The 19,024-nt window shown below is 54.9% G+C and carries 15 protein-coding genes; 12 read left to right on the plus strand and 3 right to left on the minus strand.

What is annotated here, in order from left to right; genetic code table 11:
- Positions 1-252 precede the first annotated feature (252 nt).
- From tig to A936_RS03390, 8 genes are all read left to right on the plus strand, one after another.
- A complete protein-coding gene (tig, locus tag A936_RS03355) occupies positions 253-1,551 on the plus strand; it encodes a trigger factor (RefSeq protein ID WP_008454615.1) in 1,299 nt (432 codons plus the stop codon).
- Between the two features lie 294 nt (positions 1,552-1,845).
- A complete protein-coding gene (clpP, locus tag A936_RS03360) occupies positions 1,846-2,469 on the plus strand; it encodes an ATP-dependent Clp endopeptidase proteolytic subunit ClpP (protein ID WP_008454616.1) in 624 nt (207 codons plus the stop codon).
- Between the two features lie 132 nt (positions 2,470-2,601).
- Positions 2,602-3,876: an ATP-dependent protease ATP-binding subunit ClpX gene (gene clpX, locus A936_RS03365; protein ID WP_008454617.1), complete on the plus strand. Its 1,275-nt coding sequence runs from the start codon at positions 2,602-2,604 to the stop codon at positions 3,874-3,876.
- A 176-nt stretch (positions 3,877-4,052) separates the two neighbouring features.
- Positions 4,053-6,407: an endopeptidase La gene (gene lon / locus A936_RS03370; protein ID WP_008454618.1), complete on the plus strand. Its 2,355-nt coding sequence runs from the start codon at positions 4,053-4,055 to the stop codon at positions 6,405-6,407.
- A 209-nt stretch (positions 6,408-6,616) separates the two neighbouring features.
- Positions 6,617-6,889 carry a nucleoid-associated protein HU-beta gene (hupB, locus tag A936_RS03375; RefSeq protein WP_008454620.1) on the plus strand — a complete coding sequence of 91 codons (273 nt, stop codon included), beginning with the start codon at positions 6,617-6,619 and terminating at the stop codon, positions 6,887-6,889.
- A gap of 236 nt (positions 6,890-7,125) precedes the next feature.
- Entirely contained in the window at positions 7,126-9,000 is a 1,875-nt protein-coding gene (ppiD, locus tag A936_RS03380) for a peptidylprolyl isomerase (RefSeq protein WP_008454622.1), read from the plus strand.
- Positions 9,001-9,139: 139 nt separating this feature from the next.
- Entirely contained in the window at positions 9,140-9,496 is a 357-nt protein-coding gene (locus A936_RS03385; protein WP_008454624.1) for a ComEA family DNA-binding protein, read from the plus strand.
- Between the two features lie 131 nt (positions 9,497-9,627).
- Entirely contained in the window at positions 9,628-10,029 is a 402-nt protein-coding gene (locus A936_RS03390; protein ID WP_008454627.1) for a YbgC/FadM family acyl-CoA thioesterase, read from the plus strand.
- 141 nt (positions 10,030-10,170) lie between these two features.
- Here A936_RS03390 and queC read toward each other — a convergent pair whose 3' ends face one another.
- Positions 10,171-10,866 carry a 7-cyano-7-deazaguanine synthase QueC gene (queC, locus tag A936_RS03395; RefSeq protein ID WP_008454640.1) on the minus strand — a complete coding sequence of 232 codons (696 nt, stop codon included), beginning with the start codon at positions 10,864-10,866 and terminating at the stop codon, positions 10,171-10,173.
- A 74-nt stretch (positions 10,867-10,940) separates the two neighbouring features.
- Positions 10,941-12,644: an SgrR family transcriptional regulator gene (locus A936_RS03400; protein WP_008454642.1), complete on the minus strand. Its 1,704-nt coding sequence runs from the start codon at positions 12,642-12,644 to the stop codon at positions 10,941-10,943.
- Positions 12,645-12,738: 94 nt separating this feature from the next.
- Between A936_RS03400 and cof the strand changes: the two genes are divergently transcribed.
- The gene (cof, locus tag A936_RS03405) at positions 12,739-13,563 is read left to right on the plus strand and encodes an HMP-PP phosphatase (RefSeq protein WP_008454644.1); all 825 of its coding nucleotides are present in this window, start codon (positions 12,739-12,741) and stop codon (positions 13,561-13,563) included.
- Between the two features lie 34 nt (positions 13,564-13,597).
- Here cof and A936_RS03410 read toward each other — a convergent pair whose 3' ends face one another.
- The gene (locus A936_RS03410) at positions 13,598-14,644 is read right to left on the minus strand and encodes a PLP-dependent cysteine synthase family protein (protein ID WP_008454645.1); all 1,047 of its coding nucleotides are present in this window, start codon (positions 14,642-14,644) and stop codon (positions 13,598-13,600) included.
- Between the two features lie 115 nt (positions 14,645-14,759).
- On the opposite strand from A936_RS03410, the gene A936_RS03415 reads away from it, so the two are divergent.
- The 3 genes from A936_RS03415 to A936_RS03425 all read left to right on the plus strand — a co-directional run bounded on the left by A936_RS03415 (position 14,760) and on the right by A936_RS03425 (position 18,842).
- The gene (locus A936_RS03415) at positions 14,760-15,221 is read left to right on the plus strand and encodes an Lrp/AsnC family transcriptional regulator (RefSeq protein WP_008454648.1); all 462 of its coding nucleotides are present in this window, start codon (positions 14,760-14,762) and stop codon (positions 15,219-15,221) included.
- Between the two features lie 74 nt (positions 15,222-15,295).
- Positions 15,296-17,077, plus strand: a complete 1,782-nt coding sequence (locus A936_RS03420; protein WP_008454651.1) for a SmdA family multidrug ABC transporter permease/ATP-binding protein — start codon at positions 15,296-15,298, stop codon at positions 17,075-17,077.
- The gene (locus tag A936_RS03425; protein WP_008454652.1) at positions 17,067-18,842 is read left to right on the plus strand and encodes a SmdB family multidrug efflux ABC transporter permease/ATP-binding protein; all 1,776 of its coding nucleotides are present in this window, start codon (positions 17,067-17,069) and stop codon (positions 18,840-18,842) included. Before A936_RS03420 ends, A936_RS03425 begins: the two co-directional genes overlap by 11 nt.
- The last annotated feature ends 182 nt before the right edge of the window (positions 18,843-19,024 follow it).

Genomic DNA, 19,024 nt, shown 5'->3' on the forward strand with positions numbered 1-19,024 from the left:
TCCGTCTCTTTAAGGGAGCGGGCAAAGAAGAATAAATGACAAAGAAGTGTGAAAAAGGCCGCAGCCGAGCGCTATTGCCGTTCTCGACTCACCCCTGTGATGCCGCTATAATGCTGCGTCTTATTTTTTGAATGTCTTCGGGATGATTCTGACGACAGGGAATGTGTTTCTGATTCAGAGAACATCCTGGTTCTGTGAAGCCACCAGGGCTTCCAGAGTTGACCGAGCACTGTGATTTTTTGAGGTAACAAGATGCAAGTTTCAGTTGAAACCACTCAGGGCCTTGGCCGCCGTCTCACGATTACTATCGCTGCAGACAGCATCGAAACCGCTGTAAAAAGCGAGCTGGTCAACGTAGCTAAAAAAGTACGTATCGATGGCTTCCGTAAAGGCAAAGTGCCGATGACCGTCGTTGAGCAGCGCTACGGTGCTTCCGTTCGTCAGGACGTGCTGGGCGAGCTGATGAGCCGCAACTTTATTGATGCGATCATCAAAGAGAAGATCAATCCGGCTGGCGCACCTAACTATGTGCCGGGCGAATACAAACTGGGCGAAGACTTCACCTACGCGGTAGAGTTTGAAGTGTACCCAGAAGTTGAGCTGCAGGGTCTGGAAGCCATCGAAGTTGAAAAACCGGTTGTTGATGTGACCGACGAAGACGTTGATGCGATGCTGGACACCCTGCGCAAGCAGCAGGCGACCTGGAAAGACAGCGACGCTGCAGCGACTGCAGAAGATCGCGTTACCATCGATTTCACCGGTTCCGTTGACGGCGAAGTGTTCGAAGGCGGCAAAGCCTCTGACTTCGTGCTGGCAATGGGTCAGGGTCGTATGATCCCTGGCTTCGAAGACGGCATCGTTGGCCACAAAGCGGGCGAAGAGTTCACTATCGAAGTAACCTTCCCGGAAGAATATCACGCTGAAAACCTGAAAGGGAAAGCGGCGAAGTTCGACATCGTGCTGAAGAAAGTTGAAGCGCGCGAGCTGCCAGAATTCACCGAAGAGTTCATCAAGCGTTTCGGCGTTGAAGATGGTTCCGTGGCTGGCCTGCGTACCGAAGTGCGTAAAAACATGGATCGCGAACTGAAAGGCGCCGTGCGTAACCGCATCAAGTCTCAGGCAATCGACGGTCTGGTTAACGCTAACAACATCGACGTGCCAGCTGCGCTGATCGACGGCGAAATCGACGTTCTGCGTCGCCAGGCTGCACAGCGTTTCGGTGGCAACGAGAAACAGGCTCTGGAACTGCCGCGTGAACTGTTCGAAGAGCAGGCTAAACGTCGCGTTGTTGTTGGTCTGCTGCTGGGCGAAGTGATTCGTACCCACGAGCTGAAAGCTGACGAAGAGCGTGTTAAAGGTCTGATCGAAGAAATGGCTTCTGCCTACGAAGATCCGACTGAAGTCATCGAGTTCTACGGTAAAAACAAAGAGCTGATGGACAACATGCGCAACGTTGCGCTGGAAGAGCAGGCTGTTGAAGCCGTTCTGGCTAAAGCGAAAGTGTCCGAAAAAGCGACCACTTTCAGCGAGCTGATGAACCAGCAGGCGTAAGTGCTTTTTGGCTGATTAGCCAAAAAACGCAGCATCGGGCCCGTCACCTTTTGGTGACGGGCTTTTTTATTGCTAAATCACACGATAAGCCATCAATAAAACCCCATTTCAGGGTTAGCGTAACAACAAAAGGTTGTTATGCTTGAAACAGGGCAAATCATCCCCATTATTCGGGTGAGGTTCCATTAACAATCCCTGACTGACTCCGTCCAGAATCGGCGCAAGGAACATAGTCAATATCCTGCGTCTCAAGTAGAATCAGTACAGTAGGCTTAATTACTCCAGGAGACGGACATGTCATACAGTGGCGAACGAGATCAATTAGCACCCCATATGGCCCTGGTGCCGATGGTTGTTGAACAAACATCCCGCGGCGAACGTTCATACGATATCTATTCTCGTCTGCTTAAGGAGCGCGTCATCTTCCTGACCGGTCAGGTAGAAGATCATATGGCTAACCTGATTGTGGCGCAGATGCTGTTTCTGGAAGCAGAAAACCCGGAAAAAGATATCTATCTTTACATCAACTCTCCGGGTGGCGTAATTACGGCCGGGATGTCGATTTACGACACCATGAAGTTTATTAAGCCTGACGTCAGCACCATTTGTATGGGCCAGGCTTGCTCGATGGGCGCATTCCTGCTGACCGCTGGGGCAAAAGGTAAGCGTTTCTGCCTGCCGAACTCCCGCGTCATGATTCACCAGCCGCTGGGCGGCTATCAGGGCCAGGCGACGGATATCGAAATCCACGCTAAAGAGATCCTGAAAGTGAAAGCACGTATGAACGAGCTGATGGCGGAACATACGGGCAAATCGCTTGAACAAATCGAGAAAGACACCGAGCGCGATCGTTTCCTCTCCGCAAGCGAAGCGGTAGAGTACGGTTTAGTCGATTCGATCCTGACTCACCGTAACTAATGCCCGAAGCTTTAGGCCGCTATACTATAGTCAACGTCGCGGCCTGACTTAACGCTTCACTATCGGCTGCGCCGTAGAATGGCACTTGTGCTACCGGTGGTAGCACACAGAAACAGAGAAGAGGTTTTACTGATGACAGATAAGCGCAAAGACGGTTCAGGCAAACTGCTGTACTGCTCTTTTTGCGGCAAAAGCCAGCATGAAGTGCGCAAGCTGATTGCCGGGCCGTCAGTGTATATCTGCGATGAGTGTGTCGATTTATGTAACGACATCATTCGCGAAGAGATTAAAGAAGTTGCGCCGCACCGTGAACGCAGTGCGTTGCCAACGCCGCACGAAATTCGCCACCATCTTGACGATTATGTTATCGGCCAGGAGCAGGCGAAGAAAGTGCTGGCGGTTGCGGTTTACAACCACTACAAACGTCTGCGCAACAGCGACACGTCCAACGGCGTTGAGCTGGGTAAAAGCAACATCCTGCTGATCGGCCCGACAGGTAGCGGTAAAACGCTGCTGGCAGAAACGCTGGCTCGCCTGCTGGATGTGCCATTTACCATGGCCGATGCAACCACGCTGACCGAAGCAGGTTACGTGGGCGAAGACGTTGAAAACATCATTCAGAAGCTGCTGCAGAAATGCGACTACGACGTACAGAAAGCCCAGCGCGGCATCGTGTATATCGATGAGATCGATAAAATCTCCCGCAAATCTGATAACCCGTCCATCACCCGTGACGTGTCCGGTGAAGGTGTACAGCAGGCGCTGCTGAAGCTGATTGAAGGCACCGTGGCTGCCGTTCCACCTCAGGGTGGCCGTAAGCATCCGCAGCAGGAATTCCTGCAGGTTGATACCTCCAAGATTCTGTTTATCTGCGGCGGCGCATTTGCAGGCCTGGATAAAGTGATCGCCAACCGCGTGGAAACGGGTTCTGGTATCGGCTTTGGCGCAACGGTAAAAGCGAAGTCTGAGAAAGCCAGCGAAGGCCAACTGCTTGGCCAGGTAGAACCAGAAGATCTGATCAAATTTGGTTTGATCCCTGAGTTTATCGGTCGTCTGCCGGTGGTCGCAACCTTAAGCGAACTGAGCGAAGACGCGCTGATCCAGATCCTGAAAGAGCCGAAAAATGCGCTTACCAAACAGTATCAGGCATTGTTCAACCTGGAAGGCGTAGAGCTGGAATTCCGTGATGAAGCGCTCGACGCGATTGCGAAGAAAGCGATGATCCGTAAAACCGGTGCTCGTGGCTTGCGTTCCATCGTGGAAGGCGCGCTGCTGGACACCATGTACGATCTGCCATCTCTGGACGACGTGGAAAAAGTGGTGATTGACGAGTCCGTCATCGCTGGCCAGTCCAAGCCGCTATTAATTTATGGTAAGCCGGAAGCTCAGCAGGCATCCGGTGAATAATTCGCCAGAATAACCAGTCAGTTAATAAGAAAATGGGGGATTTTATCCCCCATTTATTTTTCCTGCATTCCCACAGTTGAATGTCCGGGAAACAGCCCCATATACTGATTTACTTGTTGGTGGAGCGGAAGCGTTCACCAAATCACCTGGCGGACATTAAACTAAGAGAGAGCTCTATGAATCCTGAGCGTTCTGAACGCATTGAAATCCCCGTATTGCCGCTGCGCGATGTGGTGGTTTATCCGCACATGGTTATTCCACTGTTTGTCGGGCGTGAAAAATCCATTCGCTGCCTGGAAGCTGCAATGGACCATGATAAGAAAATCATGCTGGTGGCGCAGAAAGAGGCTTCGACGGATGAGCCAGGTGTTAACGACCTGTTCACTGTAGGTACCGTTGCTTCAATTCTGCAGATGCTGAAACTGCCCGACGGTACGGTAAAAGTACTGGTAGAAGGGCTTCAGCGCGCGCGTATCACCACGCTGTCTGACAACGGCGACCACTTCTCTGCGCAGGCGGAGTACCTGAACTCGCCGGCGATTGAAGAGCGCGAGCAGGAAGTGCTGGTTCGCACCGCAATTAATCAGTTTGAAGGCTACATCAAGCTGAACAAAAAAATTCCACCAGAAGTGCTGACGTCGCTGAACAGCATCGACGATCCTGCACGTCTGGCCGATACCATTGCCGCCCATATGCCGCTTAAGCTGTCGGACAAGCAATCTGTGCTTGAGATGTCCGATATCAACGAGCGTCTGGAATACCTGATGGCGATGATGGAGTCGGAAATCGATCTGCTGCAGGTGGAGAAACGCATTCGCAACCGCGTTAAAAAGCAGATGGAAAAAAGCCAGCGCGAGTACTATCTGAATGAGCAAATGAAGGCGATTCAGAAAGAACTGGGCGAAATGGACGACGCGCCTGATGAAAATGAAGCGCTGAAGCGCAAAATTGACGCGGCAAAAATGCCGAAAGAAGCGCGCGAGAAAACCGAAGCCGAGCTGCAGAAGCTGAAAATGATGTCGCCGATGTCTGCGGAAGCTACCGTCGTGCGCGGCTATATCGACTGGATGGTTCAGGTTCCTTGGAACGCGCGTAGCAAGGTCAAAAAAGATCTGCGTCAGGCGCAGGAAATCCTCGATACCGACCATTACGGTCTGGAACGTGTGAAAGATCGCATTCTGGAATACCTCGCAGTCCAAAGCCGTGTCAACAAGCTGAAAGGGCCAATTCTTTGCCTGGTTGGGCCGCCGGGGGTAGGTAAAACCTCTCTGGGCCAGTCCATCGCTAAAGCCACGGGTCGTAAATACGTGCGTATGGCGCTGGGCGGGGTGCGTGACGAAGCGGAAATCCGTGGTCACCGCCGGACCTACATCGGCTCTATGCCGGGTAAACTGATTCAGAAGATGGCCAAAGTCGGCGTCAAAAACCCGCTGTTCCTGCTGGATGAAATCGACAAAATGTCTTCCGACATGCGCGGCGATCCTGCATCTGCGCTGCTGGAAGTCCTTGATCCAGAACAGAACGTGACGTTTAACGATCATTACCTGGAAGTGGACTACGATCTCAGCGACGTGATGTTTGTGGCGACCTCTAACTCCATGAACATTCCGGCGCCGCTGCTGGATCGTATGGAAGTGATTCGCCTGTCTGGCTATACCGAAGACGAAAAACTGAACATTGCCAAACAGCACCTGCTCCCGAAGCAAATTGAGCGCAACGCCCTGAAAAAAGGCGAGCTGAAAGTGGATGACAGCGCCATTGTGGGCATTATTCGCTACTACACTCGTGAAGCGGGCGTCCGTAGCCTGGAGCGTGAAATCTCCAAACTGTGCCGTAAAGCGGTGAAGCAGCTGCTGCTGGATAAATCGCTCAAGCACATCGAAATCAACGGCGACAACCTGAAGGATTACCTTGGGGTGCAACGCTTTGATTACGGCCGTGCCGACAGCGAAAACCGCGTAGGCCAGGTGACCGGGCTGGCGTGGACGGAAGTGGGCGGCGATTTGCTGACCATCGAAACCGCCTGCGTACCGGGTAAAGGCAAGCTGACTTATACCGGCTCCCTCGGTGAAGTTATGCAGGAGTCTATCCAGGCGGCGCTGACCGTTGTCCGTGCTCGTGCTGAAAAACTGGGTATCAACGGTGACTTCTACGAAAAACGTGATATTCACGTTCACGTGCCGGAAGGGGCAACGCCAAAAGACGGCCCAAGCGCCGGTATCGCAATGTGTACCGCGCTGGTTTCCTGCCTGACAGGGAACCCGGTTCGTGCCGATGTGGCAATGACCGGTGAAATTACCCTGCGTGGCCAGGTATTGCCGATTGGTGGCCTGAAAGAGAAACTGCTGGCAGCGCATCGTGGCGGCATCAAAACCGTGCTGATCCCGGACGACAACAAGCGCGATCTGGAAGAAATTCCGGACAACGTGATTGCAGACCTGACGATTCATCCTGTGAAGCGTATTGAGGAAGTTCTGGCCCTCGCGCTGCAGAATGAGCCTTCCGGCATGCAGGTGGTCACCGCAAAATAGTGACCTGACGCAAATACAGTCAATAAAATTAGGGCTGGTAAGTGAATTGTCACTTGCCAGCTTTTTTTTGTGTCGCTAATTTAGTTGCTGGCTGAGCTTATCGTCCACAACTCCTGTTGTAAGGGCATGACGAGCCTGTTATAACTGCTGCGCGGTCGCGCCTGAGGGATATCAGGTGCGATATAAATTATAAAGAGAGGAAGAGAAGAGTGAATAAATCTCAACTGATAGACAAAATTGCCGCAGGTGCTGATATTTCTAAAGCCGCGGCTGGACGTGCATTAGATGCTGTTATTGCTTCTGTTACTGAATCTCTGCAGTCCGGGGAAGACGTAGCACTGGTAGGTTTTGGTACCTTTGCTGTTAAAGAGCGTGCTGCCCGTACTGGCCGCAACCCTCAAACCGGTAAAGAAATCACCATCGCCGCAGCAAAAGTACCAGGCTTCCGTGCTGGTAAAGCGCTGAAAGACGCTGTTAACTGATTTATTGGCCCCGACTGACTGGGGTAGATGGTGTCAGGTATCGCAGGGGCGCATCATTTGATGTGCCTTTTTTATTGCCTGAAGCCGAATTTTACGCAGGTGTTGATGATTTGCAGCGGGTTTCTTGTCACAATACGCCCTTGCGCGCAGCACAGGGCAGCTTGAGTCATTAAGGATGCCAGCTTAGCGCCTGCGCAGGTTTACCAAGTCATACTACAGCGGAGTGTTGTTACACCATGATGGACAATTTACGAGCGGCGGCTAACCATGTCGTGCTCAAGATCATTCTGGGTTTGATTATCTTGTCATTCGTTCTGACTGGCGTGGGTAGCTACCTGACTGGCGGTAACAATAATTATGCCGCAAAAGTAAATGGCCAGGAGATTGGCCGTGGCCAGTTCGAAAATGCCGTAGCGAACGAACGTAATCGTCAGCAGCAGCAGCTGGGCGACCAGTTTTCCGTTCTTGCCGGTAACGAAGGCTATATGAAGCAAATGCGCCAGCAGGTTCTCAACCAGCTGATTGATGAATCGCTGCTTGACCAGTACGCCAAACATCTGGGCCTCGGTATCAGCGACGAGCAGGTAAAAATGGCTATCTTCAGCCAGCCTGCCTTCCAGACTAACGGTAAGTTCGATAACGCTCGCTATAACGCCATCATCGGCAACATGGGATTAACTGCCGACCAATATGCACAGGCGCTGCGCAATCAGCTCACCACCGACCAGCTGATCAAAGCCGTGGTCGGCACCGACTTTATGCTCACCGGTGAAACCGACGAGCTGGCGGCATTGGTCTCCCAGCAGCGCGTCGTGCGTGAAGCCACAATCGACGTGAAAGCGCTGGCCGCGAAGCAAAACGCTTCCGAGCAGGAAATCAACGCCAACTACGAGCAGAACAAAAACCGCTACATCACCCCTGAACAGTTTAAGGTTAGCTACATCAAGCTGGATGCGGCTTCCATGCAGGAAGAGGCCAGTGATGCGGACGTTCAGGCTTACTACGACCAGCACAAAGACGAATTCACCCAGCCGCAGCGTAACCGCTACAGCGTGATTCAGACGAAAACCGAAGATGAAGCGAAAGCGATTCTCGACGAGCTGAACAAGGGCGGCGATTTTGCTGCACTGGCGAAGGCTAAGTCTGCTGACATCATCTCTGCCCGCAACGGCGGTGATATGGGCTGGCTGGAAGCCTCTACCACGCCTGACGAACTGAAAAATGCCGGCCTGAAAGAAAAAGGTCAGCTGTCCGGCGTCGTTAAATCTTCCGTTGGTTTCCTGATCGTTCGCCTGGATGACATCCAGCCTGCCGTTGTGAAGCCGCTGGCGGAAGTTCGCGATGGCATCGTGGCTAAAGTGAAGCAGGAAAAAGCCGTTGATGCTTACTATGCGCTGCAGCAGAAAGTGAGCGATGCCGCGAGCAACGACAACGAATCTCTGGCAAGCGCTGAGAAAGTCGCCGGGGTTAAAGCGGTTGAAACTGGCTGGTTCGGCCACGACAACCTGCCGGAAGAGCTGAACTTCAAACCGGTTGCCGACGCTATCTTCAGCGGTGGTCTGGTGGGTGAAAACGGTTCGCCGGGCAGCAACTCAGACATTATCACCGTCGATGGCGATCGCGCTTTCGTCCTGCGTGTTTCCGAGCACAAAGCTGAAGCGGTTAAACCACTCACCGAAGTGCGTGACCAGGTGATTGCCGCCGTGAAGCAGCAGAAAGCGGAGCAGCAGGCGAAGCTGGATGCTGACAAACTGCTGAACGCGCTGAAACTGGGCAAAGGCAGTGACGAACTGAAAGCAGCGGGCCTGAGCTTCGGCGAAGCGAAAACCCTGAGCCGTACCGGGCAGGATCCGATCAGCCAGGCCGCCTTTGGGCTGCCTCTGCCGGCGAAAGACAAGCCGAGCTATGGCGTCGCCAATGATATGCAGGGCAACGTTGTGCTGCTGTCTCTGGATGAAGTGAAAGCAGGCTCTATGCCGGACGAGCAGAAAAAAGCGATGGTGCAGGGGATCACCCAGAACAATGCCCAGATTGCTTTCGAAGCGCTGATGTCCAACCTGCGCAAAGAAGCGAAGATCAAACTGGGCGATAGCATCGACCAACAGCAGTAATCCTCGCAAATTTTTGCAACGCAGTGTAATACCTGAAGGCCGCTTTCGCGGCCTTTTCCACATTTTAAATCCGGCGTTTGTTCCTGATTTTTATCCTCGCTATGGTGACCGGGCTGTCAACATACATGGAGGACACAGCATGACATCAGGCATTAAAGCATTTTCACTTTCCCTCGTTCTGGCTGGTTTACTTGGCTGCGCCCCGGCACATGCCGCCGCAGAAAAAGCCGGTTCGGCCTCGGTCAGCTCGGCAGCGACGCAGCCTAAAGCCGCCTCCGCCAAAACGGCAGAGCAAGGGGAGGGGCTGGTGAGTATCAATAGCGCCCCGGCGGAAGAACTTGCCCAGAAAATGAATGGCGTGGGATTGAAAAAGGCGCAGGCCATCGTCAGCTACCGTGACGAGTTCGGCCCGTTTAAAACGCTAGATCAGCTGCAGGAGGTCCCGGGCATTGGCGCATCGCTGGTAGAACGTAATCTGGCTCGCATAAAACTTTGAGTTTACGTGCTCAGGCTTCCACCTGAAGAGAAAAGTTTGCTACGCTGAGTTAGAGGTCATACCAGTTGTCGGGGTATGGCCTCGCTTACCTTCACCTGATGACAACAAGAACAGAACAAGGGCTTCGCGCTATGCAGACACATATCAAAGTTCGTGGATACCACATGGACGTCTATCAACACGTTAACAACGCCCGTTATCTTGAGTTCCTCGAGGAGGCCCGCTGGGAAGGGCTGGAAAAAACGACGGGCTTCCAGTGGATGACGGAACACAACATCGCTTTTATCGTGGTTAACATCAATATTAGCTACCGCCGTCCGGCGGTACTTGGGGATCTGCTGCGCATTGACAGCAAACTCCAGCAGATTAACGGTAAAAGCGGTGTGTTGAGCCAGGTGGTGACGCTGGAGCCTGAAGGCGAAGCCGTGGCCGACGCGCTGCTGACCTTCGTCTGCATTGATTTAAAGACGCAAAAGGCCGTTCCGCTGGAAGGTGAACTGCGTGAGAAACTGGAACAGATGATGAGTGCCTAAAATCGCCGACAAAGAGGGAAAAGCCTGGTTTTCCCTCTTTGTTATCATCAGCAGAAAATCAATGAATTGATTTTCCGGTCTTTTTACGAACTGTCCGGTATTTCTTCTATCGACAGAGGCTTGTGACCACGCCGTTATGTTTTATTTGAGGCCTGTTTTTTGCTTCATTGCGGCCATGACTGCGGGTTTATTGGCCAGATAGTGGTTCAGGCCCTTAGCTCGCAGATTACAGGCGGCGCATTCGCCACAGCCGTCGCCCTGGATGCCGTTGTAGCAGGTCAGCGTCTCCAGGCGGACCGTTTCCAGGCTCTGCCAGTAATCGGCCAGCGCCCAGGTTTCCGCTTTGTCCAGCCACATCAGCGGCGTTTCAAACCGGATATCTCTTGCCATCCCGAGGCTTACCGCATGGTTAAGTGCTTTGACAAACTCGTCGCGGCAGTCCGGGTAGCCAGAGAAGTCCGTTTCGCAGACGCCGGTTATCACGGATTCTGCTTCAACCTGATAAGCGTAAATCGCCGCCAGGGTCAGGAACAGGATATTGCGGCCTGGGACGAAAGTGCTTGGGATGCCTTTGTCCTCCGGGTTGTAACCCGGCACCGGAATGCTGTCTCGCGTCAGGCTGCTCACCGCCAGTTCGTTCAGCAGGGTAACGTCCAGGACTTTATGCGCACGGGCGCCAAGCTTCAGCGAGAGCTTTTGGGCCACCTCAATTTCTGCCCGATGGCGCTGACCATAATCAAAGGTCACACAGTGGACTTCATCGTATTGCTGTAAGGCCTGAATCAGGCAAGTGGTGGAGTCCTGTCCGCCGCTGAAAACCACGACTGTACGTTTCATTCTCTATCCTGTCGTTCATTAGGGTGTCTGGAAAAGGCTATGGTAACGTCCCGCCAGGGCGTGAGCCAGCTTCTTCACGTCATTCCCGGCGGCGGGAGCCAGGCTTCGCAAAAATCAAACCAGCCCCAGGCATTCAGTTCAATGCCGTTCACGCCGGGTGGGGCGCTTATCTGGTAGCGATAATTAAACAGCGGTGTGACCACGGCATCCCGCATCAGGCCATGAAAAACGTCTTTCAGCCCTTCATTGCGTTCATAAGAAGGAGGGGAAGCCTGCACGGCATCCAGCGTGGCCTGCAGATGGGCATAATGGCCGGCGCTCAATAAATTGGGCCACAATACATCGCTGCGCAGCCATTGTTCCAGGGTGTATTCCGGCGCTTCGCCAATCAGCCTGTCGCCCATCACGATATCGGCCTGGGCTAAATTTTCGCAGCCAGCCCAGGTTTTAGCGTCGTGAAAAATGACCGTCAGTTCGCAGCCGCGCTCTGCCAGATAGTGCCTGAGCTGAAGAGCCATCGCATGAAGCTCGACCGGCAAATGGTAAACCAGGGTCAGTTTTTTCGGTAACGTGACGGCTGTGTGCGCATCCCAGCCTGGAATCTGCCAGCCAGGGATCATCTCCCTATTGGGCGTGATCAGCTCACTGTTAAGCGGCAGCGAGCCTATCATCTCTGGCTCCCGGACAATCTGCATGATTGTTCTGGCCTGCTCTGCGCTGAGCCTTCCCTGTGGCCTGATGCCTAAATAGCAAAAGCCCAGGCTGATGCTATTACTGACCGGGCGCAGGTTCTCCAGCTCATCCTGCTGGCCGATGGCGATTTGCACCGGATGCAGGCAGCTTGTGCCGAGCGTGGTTTCGAAGAGCTGCGGGGTTATCCAGTATTCGATGGCTTTCAGCAGCGGGTGTTTCAGATGATAACTTTCAAAGCTTTCCAGCCGCACCAGGTTCGGCTTGAAGCTGACAATGCGGAATGGGCCGCAGCCCAGTTGTGTATCCTGCGGATGGGCCAGGCGGCTGCAGTAGCTCGCCAGGCGATGCGCGAGCCAATAGTCCGGCCGATGCAAAATAAAGCGCAGGCACTGCGCGTGAGGGATCTCAATACGCTTGACGCTGATAAACAGCCGCCGCAGGGCGGGCAGCTCGAGCAGCATCATCAGCCGCTGTTGAAGCTGATGGGTTTCTACGGGCTCACCGTTGTGCCAGTGCAGGGTTGAGCGAATAAAAAAGTCCCAGCACAGGCCATTGTTTGATATTTGCCAGTGGTGGGCGAGGTCAGGCTGGGGCTCCGGGCTTTCACGGGTAAAGCGCGTGAGGCCGGAAAACACCTGCCCGGCGAGATGCTGCTCGGCTCTACCCGGCAGAAAACCAGGGGCAACGGGATCGAGAGGTCGATAATAAGGAATACGCAGCGTGGGGACGTCATTTTGCCACTGGCCGCCGAGGAACGGCTGTAATAACTGGCGAAGCTGTTCCGGCGCAAGCTGAGCCAGCTCCAGCGCATTCTGATGCTGGCCCTTATCCAGAACCTGCTCCATCATGCCGGAACGCACGTTTTCCGGCGAAACCAGAAACGTCAGGTCACCGCGTTTACCGCGGCCAGACTGTGCACGCCAGCGCAGCCAGCCCGCGTCTTCAAGCTGATTAAGCAGCGTCCTGACGTGGCGATCGCTACAAAAACAGCGCTCGGCCAGCTCGGCAACGGTCACCTGCTGCGGTTCCCCGCCGGAAGGCTGCCATAAACGCTGGAATTGATTGAGCCGATTCAGAAGTCGCATAATAAACTCGGAACATTTTTTTCCAAGTATTCACTATTAGTTCCGCATATTCCAGAGGATACTTTTGCCTGTCACGATCACTTCTGGAGTAACCATGGCTCGTCTGGCTGCATTTGATATGGACGGCACGCTGCTGCTGCCCGACCATAACCTTGGGGAAGCAACCCTGAATACGCTGAAGCGCCTGCGTGAAGAGCGCCAGATAACCCTGGCTTTTGCAACCGGCCGCCACGAGCTGGAGATGCGCCATATTCTCGGCAAGATCGATCTCGACGCTTTCCTGATCACCGGCAACGGCACGCGCATTCACAGCATGGAAGGTGAGCTAATGCACCGCAACGATCTCTCGCCGTGGGCGGTAGAGACGGTGCTACACGGCCACTGGGATACCGAAGCGAGCATGCATGCCTTTAACGATTCAGGTTGGCTAACCAGCCATGAAATCCCGGAAATGCTTCATGCACACGTATACAGCGGTTTCCGGCCACATATCGTCGATCTTCGTCGTTTACCGGCTCACGAGGTCACCAAGATCTGCTTCTGCGGCGATCATGACGATCTGTGCCGCCTGCGCATTCAGCTCAATGAAGCGCTGGGCGATCGCGCCTTTCTTTGCTTCTCGGCAATGGACTGCCTGGAAGTGCTGCCGGTGGGCAGCAACAAGGGCGCAGCGCTTGATGTACTGAGCGCCCACTTAGGTTTGACTCTGCAGGATTGCATGGCATTTGGCGACGCGATGAACGACCGCGAAATGCTCTCGGCGGTTGGGCACGGCCTGATTATGGGCAACGCCATGCCGCAGCTAAAAGCGGATTTACCCCATCTGCCGGTTATCGGCCACTGCCGTAACCAGGCGGTCTCGCACTATTTGACGCACTGGCTGGACACTCCACATCTCACCTATTCCCCCGAATATTGAGACCTTACAGCGCCGGGCATTTCGCCCGGTTTTTTTATTTAATCAGACGGCCAATCTCAGCCTTAAACGGTGAGAGATCGCCGATATGATCGTTGACCCAGGCTGAATTGTAGTAGGACTCAAGGTAGCGTTCGCCGCTGTCGCAAAGCAGCGTCACGATAGAACCACTCCGGCCTTCCTCACGCATTCTCGCGGCAAGCTGCAATACGCCCCACATATTGGTGCCGGTTGAGGCCCCCACTTTGCGGCCAAGCTGGGATTCCAGCCATTGCATGGTGGCGACGCTGGCGGCGTCCGGCACGCGCATCATCTCGTCAATCACATCGGGAATAAACGAAGGCTCGCAGCGCGGGCGACCAATTCCTTCGATTTTGCTGCCCACTGCGCTTTTCAGGCCACAGTCGCGCTGCTGCCAGTATTCAAGAAATACTGAGTTCTGCGGATCGACGACGACCAGCTTTGTGTCGTGGCCCTGGAAGCGAAGATAACGACCAATGGTGGCTGAGGTGCCGCCGGTCCCCGCGCTCATCACAATGTAATCCGGTACCGGATTCGGCTCATGGGTCATCTGGCGGAAAATACTGTCGGCGATATTGTTGTTCCCGCGCCAGTCGGTTGCCCGCTCAGCGTAGGTGAACTGATCCATATAATGGCCGTTCAGCTCGCGGGCAAGCATTTCCGAAGCGGCGTAAATTTCGCAGGCGCTGTCTACAAAGTGGCAGCGGCCGCCGTAGAATTCGATCTGTTCAATTTTGCGTTTTGCGGTGCTGGCGGGCATTACGGCAATAAACGGCAGGCCAAGCAGACGAGCAAAATAGGCTTCTGACACCGCCGTTGAGCCAGAGGAGGCTTCGATAATCGTGGTGCCTTCTTTAATCCAGCCGTTACACAGCCCGTACAGGAACAGGGAGCGCGCGAGGCGGTGCTTCAGGCTGCCGGTCGGGTGAGTGCTCTCATCCTTCAGATACAGCTGAATACCCGGAAATGCGGGCAAAGCCAGGCGGATCAGATGCGTATCCGCAGAGCGTTGATAATCGGCGTTGATCTCGCTGATGGCGTTGGTCACCCAGGTACTGGTCATGGAAAATTCTCATTTATCAATTTGTGCTTAGCGTAATCCAAAGTCAGGATAAAAAAGTTGCCATTTTGCCTGTTTAGCGCTTCCATTAGAGAAAATAATTCTCTCCGGTGGTCTCATGATAGATAAAATTGACCAAAAGCTGCTTGAGATGCTGCAGCAGGACTGTACCCTGTCTTTGCAGGCGCTGGCGGATGCCGTTAATCTGACCACCACCCCGTGCTGGAAACGCTTAAAACGTCTGGAAGACGAAGGCTATATTCGCGGCAAAGTGGCGCTGCTGGACCCGGAAAAACTCGGCCTGGGCCTGACGGCGTTTGTGCTGATTAAAACCCAGCAGCACAGCAGCGAGTGGTACTGCAAATTTGTTTCGGTGGTGGAAGCCATGCCCGAAGTTCTGGGGTTCTGGCGCATGGCCGGCGAATATGACTATCTGATTCGGGTTCAGGTCGCCGACATGAAGCGGTACGACGACTTTTATAAGCGGCTGGTGAACGGCATCCCGGGATTAAGCGATGTCACTTCGAGTTTTGCCATGGAACAGATAAAATACACCACAGCATTACCTCTAACTTCCTGATTCCGCAATGTGCGGAACAGTAGCCTCTACTCTTTTGCCCTGGCCGGCAGGCAGCATTTCAGGATCTAAACTTCGTGCGATTATTTGCTCAATTAAGCTGGTACTTCACCCGCGAGTGGCGACGCTACCTCGGCGCGGTGGCATTGCTTATTATCATCGCTATTTTGCAGCTCGTGCCGCCAAAAGTGGTGGGCGTGATTGTGGATGGCGTGGTGCAGCAGAGTCTCTCCTCTCAGCAGGTGCTGATGTGGATTGGCCTGATGCTGCTTATTGCTGTGGTAGTTTATCTGGTGCGCTACGTCTGGCGCGTCCTGCTGTTCGGGGCGTCTTACCAGCTTGCGGTTGAGTTGCGGGAAAACTATTACCGCCAGCTAAGCCGCCACCATCCTGAATTTTATCTCCGTCACCGTACCGGCGACCTCATGGCGCGCGCGACTAACGATGTCGATCGCGTGGTATTCGCCGCGGGGGAAGGGGTGCTAACGCTGGTGGACTCGCTGGTCATGGGGTTGGCGGTGCTGATAGTCATGTCCACCCAAATCAGCTGGGAGCTCACATTGCTGGCGCTTCTGCCGATGCCGATTATGGCCGTGGTGATTAAACGTGACGGCGCGCGTTTGCACGATCGCTTCAAAGTGGCGCAGGCGGCATTCTCAGCCTTAAACGATCGTACTCAGGAAAGCATGACCAGCATCCGCATGATCAAGGCGTTCGGCCTTGAAGACAGGCAGTCGGCGCTGTTTGCCGCAGAAGCTCAGGATGCCGGGGCGAAAAACATGCGCGTCGCGCGCATTGATGCCCGCTTTGACCCCATCATTTATGTGGCAATTGGGGCCGCAAACCTTTTAGCCATCGGCGGCGGAAGCTGGATGGTTATCGAGGGCTCGCTTACCCTGGGGCAGCTCACCAGTTTTGTGATGTACCTCGGCCTGATGATCTGGCCGATGCTGGCGCTGGCCTGGATGTTCAATATTGTCGAACGAGGAAGTGCGGCCTACAGCCGTATCCGCGCGATGCTGGAAGAAGAGCCGGGCGTGGTCGACGGTGATAAAATGCTGCCGGAAGGGCGGGCTGAACTGGTGGCTTCGATTCGCCAGTTCCACTACCCGCAGACCGCTCAGCCGACGCTGCAAAACGTCAACTTCACCCTTAAGCCGGGTGAAATGCTTGGCCTGTGCGGGCCAACGGGGTCCGGTAAAAGCACGATTCTCGCGCTGATCCAGCGTCATTTCGACGTGGAAGAGGGCGATATTCGCTACCACGATATTCCGCTCACGGCGCTGAAAATTGACGGCTGGAGAAGCCGTCTGGCTATCGTGAACCAGACGCCGTTCCTGTTTTCTGACACCGTGGCCAGCAACATTGCGCTGGGTAAACCGGGTGCCACCCAGGAGGACATTGAGCGTGTCGCTCGCCTGGCCAGCGTTCATGAGGATATCCTGCGCTTGCCGCAAGGGTACGACACCGAAGTGGGTGAGCGTGGGGTCATGCTTTCCGGCGGGCAAAAACAGCGTATCTCTATTGCGAGGGCGCTGCTGCTTGATGCCGAAATCCTGATTCTGGATGACGCGCTTTCCGCAGTAGATGGCCGCACCGAGCACCAAATTCTGCACAACCTGCGCGAGTGGGGTGAACACCGCACGGTCATTATCAGCGCCCACCGCCTGTCTGCATTAACGGAAGCTAGCGAGATCCTGGTGATGCAGCACGGGCATATCGCCCAGCGTGGCAGCCATGATGCGCTCGCGTCTCAGCCGGGCTGGTATCGGGATATGTACCGCTATCAACAGCTGGAGGCCGCGCTGGACGAAGCCCCGGAGCAGGAAGATGTCAGGGAGAGCGCCAATGAGTCGTAAACAACAGTGGCCTACCATTAAACGCCTGCTGGCTTACGGATCGCCGTGGCGCAAACCGCTGGGTGGGGCGATGCTGATGCTCTGGGTTGCGGCTGCCGCTGAGGTTTGTGGCCCGGTGCTGGTGAGCTATTTTATTGATAACCTGGTGGCGAAAAACCAGATGCCGCTTGGCCTGGCGGCCGGACTGGCGGTGGCTTATATCCTGTTGTCGATTAGCGCTGCCGGGCTGCACTACCTTCAGGCGCTGCTGTTTAACCGCGCGGCGGTAGGTGTGGTGCAAAAACTGCGTACCGATGTCATGGACGCTGCGCTGCGCCAGCCGCTGAGTGCGTTTGACACGCAGCCGGTAGGGCAATTGATCTCGCGCGTAACAAACGACACCGAAGTGATCCGGGACCTGTATGTCACCGTTGTGGCAACGGTGCTGCGCAGCGCGGCACTGATCGGCGCTATGCTGGTGGCGATGTTCACGCTCGACTGGCGCATGGCGCTGGTGGCGATCACCATCTTCCCAGCGGTTATCGCCGTGATGTTTATCTACCAGCGCTACAGCACGCCGATTGTGCGCCGGGTGCGCAGCTATCTGGCGGACATCAACGACGGTTTTAATGAAGTCATCAACGGCATGAGCGTGATTCAGCAGTTCCGACAGCAGGCCCGCTTCGGCGAACGCATGGGGCAGGCAAGCCGCTCTCACTACCTGGCGCGGATGCAAACCCTGCGGCTTGATGGCTGGCTTCTGCGGCCGCTGCTTAGCCTGTTTTCGGCGATGATTCTGTGTGGCCTGCTGATGCTGTTCGGCTTTACCTCGCGCGGCACCATCGAAGTTGGCGTGCTATATGCCTTTATTAACTACCTTGGCCGCCTGAACGAACCGCTGATTGAGCTGACCACCCAGCAATCCATTCTGCAACAGGCGGTGGTGGCCGGGGAACGCGTGTTTGAGCTGATGGACGGCAAACGTCAGGATTACGGCAATGACAACCGGCCCCTCGCCAGCGGCGCGATCAGCGTCGACAACGTCTCATTTGCCTACCGTGGCGATCGCCTGGTGCTGCAGGACATTAATCTGGAAGTGCCTTCGCGGAGCTTTATTGCCCTGGTCGGGCATACCGGCAGCGGAAAAAGCACCCTGGCCAACCTGCTGATGGGCTATTACCCGTTAATGAAAGGCGAAATACGCCTCGATGGCCGGCCGCTGGACTCCCTCAGCCATGAAACGCTGCGCCGCGGCGTGGCGATGGTGCAGCAGGATCCGGTAGTGATGGCCGATTCGTTCTTTGCCAACGTAACCCTGGGGCGGGACATCAGCGAAGAGAGGGTCTGGCAGGCGCTGGAGACGGTTCAGTTGGCCGAACTGGCGCGAGCGCTGCCGGAAGGTATCCATACCCGCCTGGGCGAGCAGGGGAACAATCTCTCCGTTGGCCAGAAGCAGCTGCTTGCTCTGGCGCGCGTGCTGGTTGAAGCCCCGCAGATCCTGATCCTCGACGAAGCCACGGCGAATATCGACTCCGGCACCGAGCAGGCTATTCAGCGGGCGCTGGCGGCAGTTCGTCAGCACACAACCCTGGTGGTGATTGCCCACCGTTTGTCTACCATCACCGATGCCGACACGATTCTGGTGCTGCATCGCGGGCAGGCCGTGGAGCGCGGTACGCACAGTGAACTTCTGGCGCAGCAGGGCCGCTACTGGCAGATGTATCAGCTTCAGTTAGCCGGTGAGGAACTGGCCGCCGCCGCGCAGGAAGAATCGCTCACGGCCTGATGCACCACAACCATGCAACGCGTCGCATAAAAACCTTCGCTTCTCCGCGTTGGTGCAAAACAAAAACGCATCCTGCACTGCAGTGGTGCGTTTTTTCTTTTCAGACTAATCCCGCCCGATCCGACGCCTTCATCTGGCTTTCCGGTAACCCGCCTGAAGCCTGAAAACGTGCTGAATAACCC

It is taken from the genome of Enterobacter sp. Ag1, from assembly GCA_000277545.1.
GTDB lineage: Bacteria > Pseudomonadota > Gammaproteobacteria > Enterobacterales > Enterobacteriaceae > Cedecea.

What these genes read in the sequence shown, in the direction of transcription:
- tig (WP_008454615.1), top strand. Translation starts at nt 253, where the DNA reads ATGCAAGTTTCAGTTGAAACCACTCAGGGCCTTGGCCGCCGTCTCACG.
- clpP (WP_008454616.1), top strand. Translation starts at nt 1,846, where the DNA reads ATGTCATACAGTGGCGAACGAGATCAATTAGCACCCCATATGGCCCTG.
- clpX (WP_008454617.1), top strand. Translation starts at nt 2,602, where the DNA reads ATGACAGATAAGCGCAAAGACGGTTCAGGCAAACTGCTGTACTGCTCT.
- lon (WP_008454618.1), top strand. Translation starts at nt 4,053, where the DNA reads ATGAATCCTGAGCGTTCTGAACGCATTGAAATCCCCGTATTGCCGCTG.
- ppiD (WP_008454622.1), top strand. Translation starts at nt 7,126, where the DNA reads ATGATGGACAATTTACGAGCGGCGGCTAACCATGTCGTGCTCAAGATC.
- A936_RS03385 (WP_008454624.1), top strand. Translation starts at nt 9,140, where the DNA reads ATGACATCAGGCATTAAAGCATTTTCACTTTCCCTCGTTCTGGCTGGT.
- A936_RS03390 (WP_008454627.1), top strand. Translation starts at nt 9,628, where the DNA reads ATGCAGACACATATCAAAGTTCGTGGATACCACATGGACGTCTATCAA.
- queC (WP_008454640.1), bottom strand. Translation starts at nt 10,866, where the DNA reads ATGAAACGTACAGTCGTGGTTTTCAGCGGCGGACAGGACTCCACCACT.
- A936_RS03400 (WP_008454642.1), bottom strand. Translation starts at nt 12,644, where the DNA reads ATGCGACTTCTGAATCGGCTCAATCAATTCCAGCGTTTATGGCAGCCT.
- cof (WP_008454644.1), top strand. Translation starts at nt 12,739, where the DNA reads ATGGCTCGTCTGGCTGCATTTGATATGGACGGCACGCTGCTGCTGCCC.
- A936_RS03410 (WP_008454645.1), bottom strand. Translation starts at nt 14,644, where the DNA reads ATGACCAGTACCTGGGTGACCAACGCCATCAGCGAGATCAACGCCGAT.
- A936_RS03415 (WP_008454648.1), top strand. Translation starts at nt 14,760, where the DNA reads ATGATAGATAAAATTGACCAAAAGCTGCTTGAGATGCTGCAGCAGGAC.
- A936_RS03425 (WP_008454652.1), top strand. Translation starts at nt 17,067, where the DNA reads ATGAGTCGTAAACAACAGTGGCCTACCATTAAACGCCTGCTGGCTTAC.